This is a genomic window from Niastella sp., from assembly GCF_045805085.1.
Classification (GTDB): domain Bacteria; phylum Bacteroidota; class Bacteroidia; order Chitinophagales; family Chitinophagaceae; genus Niastella.
Genome location: NZ_JBJMLX010000079.1, coordinates 1 through 10,879 on the forward strand (window position 1 = coordinate 1; position 10,879 = coordinate 10,879).

Genomic DNA, 10,879 nt, shown 5'->3' on the forward strand with positions numbered 1-10,879 from the left:
ATATCCCATGGAATATGAAGGGAGATGGCACCACTGGACCGATTCAGCGCATGAAGTAACCCGACATCCTCAATTTTTTCTTCAAGGTTGCGGGGCTCACCGCCAATAGAAAACCGTCCAAACCTGGTACCACCTGCACCCAGAGCCCAACTGGGAATGGCAATTTGAAAATCAATAAGCCTTTGCAGGAGTCCGTCAATATTCTTTATTTCACTGGCGACAAATTCAAAATTCCTTTTGTGCCCCTGTAATGTCTCGTGGTTAGCTTCCTCTATCTTGTATTTTTCCATCAGCATAGCATTCCTTCGTATTAAGGTAAATAAAAAACTTCTTTCAAGGGGATGCTAACCGGTGAATGGTCGGTATTTGATTCCATGATATCAGCCATATATTTCCACCACCGCTGCATCACTTCCTGAGCAGGTAATTGATCGAGCGCCTGCGGATCTTCTGCTTTCAATACTCCAAATAAGCTATGGGTCGTATCGTCTAAAAATATAGAATAATCGCTGATGCCTGCCTTCTTCAACAGATCACACAGCTCCGGCCAGATCTTATCATGTCTTTTTTTATATTCTTCCCCGGCTCCTTTGAAAAGTTGCATTTTGAAAGCGACTCGTGGCATAAGCAATGTTGAATATTATAATATCGAATAAGGTGGGCCACCCTTGAAGGGTGACTCACCTTTATAGTTTTAATGATCTTATCTCACAAAAGCTGTAGCTACTCCACCGTCAACGTTTATCACATTACCGGTCGATTTGTTGAGCAAACCGCCTGTAACCGCGAAGCAGGCATTGGCGATGTCTTCAGGTAAAATAATTTCATTGAGCAGGGTGCGTTTGGCATAGTAGCCAGGTAATTCTTCTACTTTAATGCCATAGGCCTTGGCCCTTCCTTCGGCCCATGCACCTTCCCAGATCTTACTGTCACTGATAACCGCATCGGGGTTCACTACGTTCACCCTGATGTGATCTTTTCCTAATTCGGCTGCGTTCAGGCGGCTCAGGTGTAACTGGGCTGCTTTGGCAGACCCGTAACCGGCGTTGTTGGGGCCGCTCATCAGGGCATTCTTGCTTACGATGTTGATCACATCGCCGCCAATGGCCTGTTTGCGCATTACCTCAACACCACCCTGGGTTACAAAGAACTGGCCTTTCACCAATACATCGTACAACAGGTCCCAGTCCTTTTCGGTATGCTCTTCAATGGGTTTTGAAATAGACAGACCAGCGCAGTTCACTACGATGTCCAAACCACCGAATGCCAGGGCCGCCGCGTCGCAGGCGCCTTTGATATCGCTGGCCTTTGTTACATCCAGTACAACGGCGGCAAATACGTCTTTACTGTATGATTTACTGAAATCTTCTTTAGCGCTTTCCAGGCGTTGCGCATCATTGTCGTTGATGATCACACAGGCGCCCTCATCGGCAAATTTTTTGGCTATAGCTTTCCCTATTCCACCGGCACTACCGGTTACCAGTGCAATGCGGCCCGATAATGCTTTGGGCTTAGGCATGCGTTGCAGCTTGGCTTCTTCCAGTAACCAGTATTCGATGTTAAAAGCTTCCTGACGGGGTAACGAAGTATATGATGAAATGGCTTCTGCACCACGCATTACGTTAATGGCGTTGATGTAGAACTCCGCTGCCACACGGGCAGTTTGTTTGTCTTTTGAGAAGGTGAACATACCTACACCGGGGAACAGAATAACCACCGGGTTGGGGTCGCGCATGGCCGGACTGTTAGGATGTTTGCAGGTGTTGTAATAATCTGCATACATAGCCCGGTAAGCTTCGAACTGGGGCGTCAGTTTCTCCTTGATCTTGTTTACGTCGCTCAGGTCTTCGCCAGGTGTCAGGTTCAACACCAGCGGACTGATCTTCGTACGCAGGAAGTGGTCGGGGCAGCTGGTACCCATGGGCGCCAGTCTGTCGAGATCGTTAGAGTTGATGAAGTTCAATACTCTTTCGTCGTCGGTAAAATGACCCACCATTTTCTGATAGCTGCTGCAGAAACCACGTAAAACCGGCGCCAGTGCAGCGGCTTGTGAGTTACGTTGTTCTTTAGGCAGTGACTGAATTTTAGCGCCACCGAAAACGGCTTTTTGTTTGCTTACGTTCTCTTCAATGTATTCGGCGCAGCGTTCAATTACTTCCAGGGTATTGATGTAGCTTTCGTAAGCGGTATCGCCCCAGGTAAACAAACCGTGCGAACCGAGCATGATGCCACGGATGCCGGGGTTTTCTTCCAGGCATTTAGCCAGCTTCAACCCAAGGTCGAAACCAGGACGTTGCCATTCAACCCAGCCTATTGTTCCATTGAATAATTCCTGTGTTATCTTTTTTCCATCTTTTGCAGCGGCGATGGCGATGGCTGCATCGGGATGCAGGTGATCGATGTGTTTGAAAGGAAGGAAACCATGCAGCGGGGTATCGATCGAGGGGGCTTTTGAAGCCAGGTCGAAAATGCAATGGTTGAACAGTTCTACCATTTCATCTTCATGCTCAATACCGCGATAAACGTTTTTCAGGCTGCGTAAACGTTCAACATATAAAGCAGCAAGACCGCTTTTCTTCATAGTACCCAGGTCGCCACCTGAGCCTTTGATCCACATCACTTCGGTTTCTTTACCGGTAAGGGGATCTTTTGCAATGGCTTTACATGATGTATTGCCACCGCCATAGTTTGTAAGGCGCAGATCGGCGCCCAGCAAATTACTCCGGTAAATTAACAATGCTACTTCATCGCCTTTGAGGGCGGCCGCTTTGGCATCGTCCCACAAATAGCTTACATGCTTAAACTTTACTGCACTTGTTGCTGACATAATTCTGTTCTTTAATTTGTTCTTTATATATGTTACTTCAGCGAATTACCATAGCCAACCAGTAATACGGAAGCAATGATGGTAATAATGCCGATAATAACTGTTGTTTTAGTTTTCTTGCTAACGCCCGCCCATTCTTTCAGGATCAATCCCCACGCATTGGCGGTTAAAATGATGAAGGCCATGTGCAGGATCCAGCTGCTGGGGCCATTGCCCAACTTGCTTTCTCCCATGCCGTAAAAAAAGAATTGCAGGAACCAGGTTGTACCAGCCAACGCGGCAAAAATGTAATTGCTCAGCAGTGGCGTTTTCTTGTTTGTATAATCCCCAAAGGTCTTGTTGCGGGCGTTCAGGATCATGCACCAGATAAAGTTGGTGGTTAATCCACCCCACAACACCACCACATAAGTAACATTATTCTGATAAAGGAAATTGCCGGTTTCACCGGGGTGAGCCGCCTTCCATAAGGTATTGGCAACAACTGCCATCGGCTTTCCGGCTTCCAACCCAAAATTGAAACAGGCGCTCAACACACCCGAAATAATGGATACCAGCAAACCCAGTCCGAACTTATATTCTGTTTTAACGGCCACGCCATGCGGATCGGTTCCACCTTTCGACACTTCCTTTTCTTTACGCACACCGGCCCGGCCACAAATGATAATACCAATTACACAAACTGCCAGTCCTGTTAAGACGGTTTGCCCCCATGAGTTCCCTGTCAGTTGACTAAAAGTATCTTTGCCTTCGGCAGGATAAAAGTCATAATAAATGGAAGGGATAAGGGAGCCAAACACCATACAAAGCCCCAGGATGATACTGCTACCCAGCGAAACGCCCAGGTACCGTACACCCAGGCCATAAGTCAAACCACCAATTCCCCACAGGATGCCAAATAAGAACGTATAGCCTATTACCGCACCACCAGCCTGACTAATAATTTCTGAAAAGTTTGGGATTGTAAGCCAGGCCGCTAACGGGGGCACTATCAGCCACGAAAACAAACCACCTACGATCCAATAACTTTCCCAGGCCCAACCCTTTACTTTTTTATAGGGTATATAAAAACTTCCGCTTGCAAATCCACCTAAAAAGTGAAATATAACTCCAAGAATAGCATTCATTTGTAGCAATTTTTCAATATGGCCAGCCTATGCCGGATTAAAAAGGTGAAAGTAAAAGTTACCAATTACTAGCCCATCATGTACTATCATGGTCTTTTTTGAGCAAAAACCTGTTCATATTTAGCTTTTTAACTAAGTTTGGGAGGATTAATAAAAGATCGATGGTTTGTTTGTTGTGGTGCCGTTGTACCCGAATCATCTGACGAGGTTATCATGAAAAAAGATTCCATATTTCAGCATTTATTTATCGATTACTACTCTGCCACGCCTAAGTATCTGCAGCTTGCCAACTCCATAATAAAAGCTATTGGTGAGGGTAAGATCCAGAAAGACGAGCTGCTGCCTTCGATCAACGAACTGAGCTTTGAATTTGAGATCTCCAGGGATACGGCGGAAAAAGGCTACAAACACCTTAAGAAAATTGGTATACTGGGTTCGGTGCCGGGGAAAGGATACTTTGTAAAGAACACCGAAGTGGGTCAGCATCTGAAGATATTCCTTCTTTTCAATAAACTGAGCCCGCATAAAAAAATTATTTACGATGCCTTTGTTTCATCCCTGGGCGAAATGGCTTCCGTTGACTTTTATATTTACAATAATGATTTTGCTTTTTTTAAACGGCTCATTCAAAATAAAAAGAATGATTACACCCATTATGTGATCATTCCCCATTTTTTAGATGGAGGCGAAAATGCGTACGAGATCATCAATACGCTGCCCAGGGAAAAACTGATATTGATGGATAAGCTGGTGCCGGGGGTTGAAGGGAAATTCGGCGCCGTATATGAGAACTTTGAAAAAGATATTTACGATGCGCTGGAACAATCGCTGGAAGCGCTGAGTAAGTACCATACCATCAAGATCATTTTCCCCGAATACACCTACCACCCGGTTGAAATATTAAAAGGCTTTTACCGGTTCTGTCAGCAATATGCATTCAACTATAAAGTGGTGCACGATATAGCCAATGAGCCCATCAAGGAAGGCGAGGTTTTTATTAACCTCATGGAAAACGACCTGGTGATCCTGATAGAAAAAATACTGGCCACCAAACTGAAGGTAGGCAGGCACGTGGGCGTTATATCGTACAACGAAACGCCGCTCAAAAAGATCATCCTTAACGGCATCACCACCATATCTACTGATTTTCAAATGATGGGAGAAAAAACCGCCCAGCTGATCCTGGATCAATCTACCGAACACATTGAAATTCCTTTTTACCTCACGCAACGGTCATCACTATAACGAACAAACTAACGATCAGGAATTGTTTTTGATCAATAAAAATGCAGGAATGGGGTGCAGGCATGGGGCTTTAGGGGGAAACACGTAGCTTTGTGTAAACACCATTAACCTTATGAATGAGCATCAAAAACCTCATGAAACTCCTTATGCCCAAACTGGCATCCTTGAAGCTGCCGAACCAGAAGCCGCCTCTCCCCGCTCCTCATCAATAGAAAGAGGCTTACCTACCCTTCCATTCGATGCACTCTCTTCCCAGTACAAGATCGGCATAGTAAAAACCGGCATCAGTAAAAAACAACTGGAAGCCATTAAATCAGAAACCGATTTAAATTACGACACCTTAAGTAATTTATTATCAATTTCCCGAACTACGCTTATTAATAAGAAGGGCGACGACCGGTTCGACCCCTCAACCAGCGAACGCATTATGCATTTAGCTGAAATACTTTGTTATGGCCGCGAAGTGTTTGAATGCAGGGAGATCTTCAACATATGGATAAGAATACCAAACAACGGCCTGGGTGGCAAATCGCCCCTTGAACTGTTAGATACCCTGTACGGGATTGAAGAAGTAAAAAAAGAATTGGGTAGAATAGAATACGGCGTATACTAATGCTGATATAATATTAACCTAACGGCACCTATCATATGCGGCTTTACAGGATCGTAAAAACGAAACATGCCTATGACCTAACGGGTATGGGCGCCAAAATAAATGGTGGCAGCTGGAACCATGAAGGCATTCCCTGTATTTATTTGTCGGAAAGCAGGGCGCTTTCGTTACTGGAATATACAGCGCACACCGGCCTGAAAACCATGCCACCTGCCCTTTCCTTTGCCACTTTTGAAGTACCGGAACATTCCATGCGGTCGTTATCGGTGGCCGACCTGCCGGCTAACTGGCTGCAGCGGCCCCATAGCAATGAAAACCGGGACCTTGGTTCTTCCTTATTAGCCGAAACCGGCTACCTGCTGATAAAACTCCCCTCCCTCATCATTAACCAGGAATTTAGTTTTGTGCTGAACACGCTACACCCATTGATCAATTCGGTAAAAATTACCGATGTAACCAGTTATAAGCAATAGGCAATAAACAATTGGCAATGAGCAATTGGTAATAGCTTCCGGCCTCACCAGGAGCAATCGCCCATAAAAGGCAATGGCCACCGTTCTGATTTAAAAGGGTGTTTAAACCTATTTAGGTATAACAGCACCTGTTTTGGTACAACATTTTCTGCAATATGGTTTTTGCTTACTGACCAAGATCAGTAAATGCAGCATGCATGATACTAACATTGTCATTATGTGCAGTTATTAGAGCTATTTGTGCACTAAAAAAGTCACCTTAATCCATACTTGATTTTGAGAATATATTTTTTACGTGTAATCTTGTGTTAGTAATACTTAATGTAATTTTAATTTGCAGATAATGCCACCCAGGTTACCATTTTATTCTCCGGTAACAATTGCTCCTTATCTTATTGTATCAGTATCCCCATGCCGGCTGAACCAGAAATAAAGAATAGCATGCCATACCCGTAATACGTTTAGTATTTACCGTAACTTATTGTATATTAAATAGACTTTATCATTAAGGTAGCAAAAAACACTCTTCCTAATGCGTTCAGTTCCGATGGAAATTGATATAATCGATACTTTAAAAAAAGGTGGTCCCGATGCTTTACAATCCCTGTTAAAGCAGTTTTACAGTCCTTTGTGCCTTTTTGCCGAACGCCTGGTGGCCAACAGAGCTGCTGCAGAAGATATTGTTGGTGAGTCCTTTATAAAATTATGGAACAAGCGTGGTGATTTTGAGAGCACGCAAAACATCAAGGCCTTTATGTACATCACGGTGCGTAATGCCTGTTTAAATTATTTAAAGCAAGCTAAACGCGATTCGCTTAACCAGAAACAACTGGCTTATTTAACCGGTGAAAAAGAAGAGTTTGTTTTAAATGAAATGATCAGGGCCGAGGTGCTAAAAGAAATAATGAACGAGATCAATAACCTGCCCGAGCAATGTGGCAAAGTGTTGAAGCTGGCGTACCTGGAAGGCTTAAAAAACCAGGAAGTGGCAAAAGTGCTGAACATCTCTGTTCATACCGTTAAAAATCAAAAAGCAAGGGCCATTCAATTATTAAAGACAAGGCTTCGCGACCGCGATATAATGGCCATTATGCTTTTATGTACCTTCCTGAGTGAAACCTCAGACAGCTGCCAAAACATGTATTTATCTGCCTAAACATCAGTTTTATTGCGAAAATCCCAACCGGGATAGGTGGAAATACGCATTTCTTAAGTTTTATTAAATTTTTTTTGAGTTAGACTAGTAAAGAAAGGCCGGTAAGTTGTTTTAATACTAAACTGATAATTTATTCGGCCGTGCGGGATACACACTTGAATAAGTACAAATAAAAGTTCTTTACGCTTAGATATATTTAATAAGTATTGTTATAGAGTATAGCCATCAAAAACGCATTCGCAATTTTATTAAATAATATGTAAGAAGATACAGCAAATGTTGTACATAATAAAGTACCGTTAGTACAATATACAACATTATACAGGCTGCTGTTAAGAGTTGTTTTTTTAATGCTGTTGCAGGCGTTACTATGTAAGGGGTTAGTTATTAATCCTGAACTATAAATGAACAATTAGCCTTAACTAGGCCTCTTTTGTCCGCCCGATGTTATCATCTGTACTTCTTGTTCTTTCAGCCAGGCAAGAAGACGGAATGTCGAGCGGGAATCTCATGTGACTGTTTGGTTGGGTCACTACAAGGGAGTGTTTCTACTCTCCCTTTCTTTTTAAAATTCGAACCTCTTTATAAAGTTATTGTCTTTGCTCCGTTAAGCAACACGTAAAACCTGATCCTTCAATACACAATACAAATTCTAGTGTATTAATAACATAGCATCTATAGGCTCCTCATTAGTAGTACAATTTTCCAAAGGCATCTCTCTGATTAGTTTGTAAACAAGTATATAGTATCCATATGGCATACACATGTCACTATGGTCTTTATAGGTTATTATATCCTGTATAGCAGGATTACTTTTCTCATATTCGCATTCCTCTAATGTGCATCAATTATCCCTCTTCATGGTACAGAAGAGGCGCAGGAATCCCCCACGGCCGGGTAGTCTTACCCGGCTTTTCTATTATTCCGGCGGGAGCAATAGGCAATCAGCAATAGGCAATCAGCAATAGGCAATCAGCAATAGGCAATCAGCAATAGATAATAGACAATAGGCCCTCCTACGCTAAAGCTTGCGCCTCGGCTAAAGCTTCAGCGACACGCGGACGGCGGGCGAGGCAGAAGGCAAACGAGCAATGAATACATAAGACCTAAATCGTGATCTTGCCAGGGAGGAGAGTCGAGGCTCGAAACATACAAACTCACTAACCTAAGAACCCAATAACTTACGAACCTAAAAACTTACGAACCAAAGAACTTACCAACCTAAGAACCCAGAAACATTAACTTAGAACACAGAAACCAAAACTAAAGAACTAACAAACCAAAAAACTAACAAACTAAAGAATTAACAAACCAGCAATTGATACCCGTGAATAAACTACCTATATCTCCAGCATGTTAATCAGTAAACTGATTAACTCATCAACCAGTCAAATTCCCACCTACATATTAACAATAACTATACTTCACTTGATCTCAATCATTACCTTTTATTTTTTGAACTTTTGTTTAGGCCAATCGTAGATATTATTTGTTTTATTATATAAGAGGGTGTCTTTTTTTTCAAAATCCCCGTATATTATGTAAATATTAAGCGAACCCTTATATTCCGGCTCAACCATTAGCATTCCTACCCTTTCCTTAAATAACTTTCTAGATTTTGGTTAATTTATTAAATTATTTTCCATGCCCTTTAGTACAATTGATATCAATTGTTGTTTTTACAATAATAGCAAATCGCAACACCAAATCAACTGCACCGAAATTGATGCATTGGAAAAGGAAGAAAGCAGCCAGTACCATCAATCAAGTATTAAACTTTTCTTATGAATGAACAACAGACTGAAAAAGGATTACACATCGCCTCGCTGCTCCTCGGGGACCTGCAGAACAGGCTTACCCCAACGGAAAAGCAGGAACTGGACACCTGGCTCCAGGAAAATGGCGACAACTATAAATTATATGAAGACCTGCATAACCAGGAAAAGTTGGGAAACGACCTGAACGAGTTAGAATCCTACGATCCTGATCTGGCTTATGAACAACTTTCCCAAAAGATCTTCCCCAACAATGAACCTGCCGGAAAACGCCTGCACTTCAGGATCTGGTGGTACATGGTTGCAGCAGTATTGTTATTGGTGGCCGGTGGGGTCGCCTATTTTGCTTTAGACAAAACCAAGAGATCAGCGCCCAAAACAGCGGTGGTAGCACAAAAGAAAACACCGGGCACGGCACCCGATTCAAAAAAAGCAGTCCTGATCCTGGGCGACGGCACCTCCATTGTTTTGAATGAAATGAATAATGGCGACATTGCGCAACAGGGCAATGTGATAGTGAAAAAGATCAGAAACGGGCTACTGAAGTTTAAATTAACCGATGAACAAGCCAATACGACTGCCCTCAATACCATTCGCACACCCCGTGGTGGCGAATATGAGGTTATACTGGATGATGGTTCCCATATTTGGCTCAACTCCGCTTCTACCCTGCAGTTCCCCGCTCACTTTAGCAGCCCTGACCGTAAAGTTGCCCTAACGGGAGAAGCCTATTTTGAAGTGCAGTCCTCCTTGTTGCCTTCAGGTCTTAAAAAATCATTCATTGTTTCGGTAGATAATATGGAAGTACAGGCCGTAGGTACTGCCTTCAACATTTTGGCCTATAAAGAAGACAACCGGTCGCAAACAACGGTGGTAGAGGGGCTGGTAAAAGTGAACCGGAACAATAAAACCAACATGCTTTCGCCGGGCAAAAAATTAATCGCAAAAGATACCACCACCACAATTGAAGACGCCGATATAAAACAGGAAATAGCCTGGAAGAACGGCGATTTTGTTTTCCGCAATACGTCGCTCATCATGGTGATGAATGAACTGTCCCGCTGGTACGACGTGGATGTTGCCTACGATAAAGGGGTGCCTTCCCTGCACTTCAGCGGCGAAGTACAACGAACATCAGATATTAAGGCCGTGTTGCAAATGCTGGAGTATACCGGCGGCGTTACCTTCACCATTTCCAAACATAATATCACTGTACACCCCGGTAAAAAATAACCGGCTCAACACTGCGTGCATAATTTTTGTAGTTTGGTGGCTATGTTGCGCGGTAACGATAACAGATCATCAGCCTGGCTTCCCTACAACAAGGTGAAACTCGTAAGGGGTGGCAGAGAATATTTTTCTGTGCTCACTCACCTGATTGAGTTGGCACAACACTCCATACACCTGCAGGTGTACATTTATGAAGATGATGAAACCGGCAGAATGGTGGGCGCCGCACTGATCGAAGCCGCCAAACGAGGCGTTAAGGTTTACCTGCTCACCGATGGCTATGCCTCCAAAGAATTGTCGGCCGGATTTATCAAGGAATTTAACACAGCCGGTGTTCACTTCCGTTTTTTTGAACCCCTTTTAAAAAGCGAACATTTTTATTTCGGCCGCCGCATGCACCATAAAGTACTGGTGGTGGATGGCCATTTTGCACTGG

The 10,879-nt window shown here is 43.4% G+C and carries 9 protein-coding genes and 1 pseudogene; 6 read left to right on the forward strand and 4 right to left on the reverse strand.

Translation table 11 applies throughout. The features are described 5' to 3' along the window. From ACJ751_RS03495 to rhaT, 4 genes and pseudogenes are all read right to left on the reverse strand, one after another. A pseudogene (locus ACJ751_RS03495) lies at positions 1–290 on the reverse strand (sugar isomerase); the annotation flags it as partial. Between the two features lie 20 nt (positions 291–310). Further along, positions 311–625, reverse strand: coding sequence for an L-rhamnose mutarotase (rhaM, locus tag ACJ751_RS03500; RefSeq protein WP_407743985.1), 315 nt, complete (start codon positions 623–625; stop codon positions 311–313). Positions 626–703: 78 nt separating this feature from the next. Further along, complete coding sequence (locus ACJ751_RS03505) at positions 704–2,827, reverse strand: bifunctional aldolase/short-chain dehydrogenase (protein ID WP_407743986.1); 2,124 nt, start codon at positions 2,825–2,827, stop codon at positions 704–706. A gap of 32 nt (positions 2,828–2,859) precedes the next feature. Next, on the reverse strand, positions 2,860–3,951 hold the full coding sequence (gene rhaT, locus ACJ751_RS03510) for an L-rhamnose/proton symporter RhaT (RefSeq protein WP_407743987.1): 1,092 nt from the start codon (positions 3,949–3,951) through the stop codon (positions 2,860–2,862). A 213-nt stretch (positions 3,952–4,164) separates the two neighbouring features. Here rhaT and ACJ751_RS03515 point away from each other — a divergent pair, with 213 nt between their 5' ends. The 6 genes from ACJ751_RS03515 to ACJ751_RS03540 form a co-directional block, all read left to right on the forward strand. Further along, complete coding sequence (locus tag ACJ751_RS03515) at positions 4,165–5,196, forward strand: GntR family transcriptional regulator (RefSeq protein ID WP_407743988.1); 1,032 nt, start codon at positions 4,165–4,167, stop codon at positions 5,194–5,196. A 112-nt stretch (positions 5,197–5,308) separates the two neighbouring features. Continuing rightward, the gene (locus ACJ751_RS03520) at positions 5,309–5,809 is read left to right on the forward strand and encodes an antitoxin Xre/MbcA/ParS toxin-binding domain-containing protein (protein WP_407743989.1); all 501 of its coding nucleotides are present in this window, start codon (positions 5,309–5,311) and stop codon (positions 5,807–5,809) included. Positions 5,810–5,844: 35 nt separating this feature from the next. After that, positions 5,845–6,282 carry an RES family NAD+ phosphorylase gene (locus tag ACJ751_RS03525; RefSeq protein WP_407743990.1) on the forward strand — a complete coding sequence of 146 codons (438 nt, stop codon included), beginning with the start codon at positions 5,845–5,847 and terminating at the stop codon, positions 6,280–6,282. A 532-nt stretch (positions 6,283–6,814) separates the two neighbouring features. Further along, on the forward strand, positions 6,815–7,438 hold the full coding sequence (locus tag ACJ751_RS03530) for an RNA polymerase sigma factor (protein WP_407743991.1): 624 nt from the start codon (positions 6,815–6,817) through the stop codon (positions 7,436–7,438). A gap of 1,784 nt (positions 7,439–9,222) precedes the next feature. After that, on the forward strand, positions 9,223–10,446 hold the full coding sequence (locus ACJ751_RS03535; protein ID WP_407743992.1) for a FecR family protein: 1,224 nt from the start codon (positions 9,223–9,225) through the stop codon (positions 10,444–10,446). A gap of 15 nt (positions 10,447–10,461) precedes the next feature. Continuing rightward, positions 10,462–10,879 (forward strand): phospholipase D-like domain-containing protein (locus ACJ751_RS03540; RefSeq protein WP_407743993.1); only part of this gene is annotated, 418 nt, incomplete at its 3' end.

Coding starts and splice junctions, on each gene's coding strand:
- rhaM (WP_407743985.1), bottom strand. CDS start 625: ATGCCACGAGTCGCTTTCAAAATGCAACTTTTCAAAGGAGCCGGGGAA.
- ACJ751_RS03505 (WP_407743986.1), bottom strand. CDS start 2,827: ATGTCAGCAACAAGTGCAGTAAAGTTTAAGCATGTAAGCTATTTGTGG.
- rhaT (WP_407743987.1), bottom strand. CDS start 3,951: ATGAATGCTATTCTTGGAGTTATATTTCACTTTTTAGGTGGATTTGCA.
- ACJ751_RS03515 (WP_407743988.1), top strand. CDS start 4,165: ATGAAAAAAGATTCCATATTTCAGCATTTATTTATCGATTACTACTCT.
- ACJ751_RS03520 (WP_407743989.1), top strand. CDS start 5,309: ATGAATGAGCATCAAAAACCTCATGAAACTCCTTATGCCCAAACTGGC.
- ACJ751_RS03525 (WP_407743990.1), top strand. CDS start 5,845: ATGCGGCTTTACAGGATCGTAAAAACGAAACATGCCTATGACCTAACG.
- ACJ751_RS03530 (WP_407743991.1), top strand. CDS start 6,815: ATGCGTTCAGTTCCGATGGAAATTGATATAATCGATACTTTAAAAAAA.
- ACJ751_RS03535 (WP_407743992.1), top strand. CDS start 9,223: ATGAATGAACAACAGACTGAAAAAGGATTACACATCGCCTCGCTGCTC.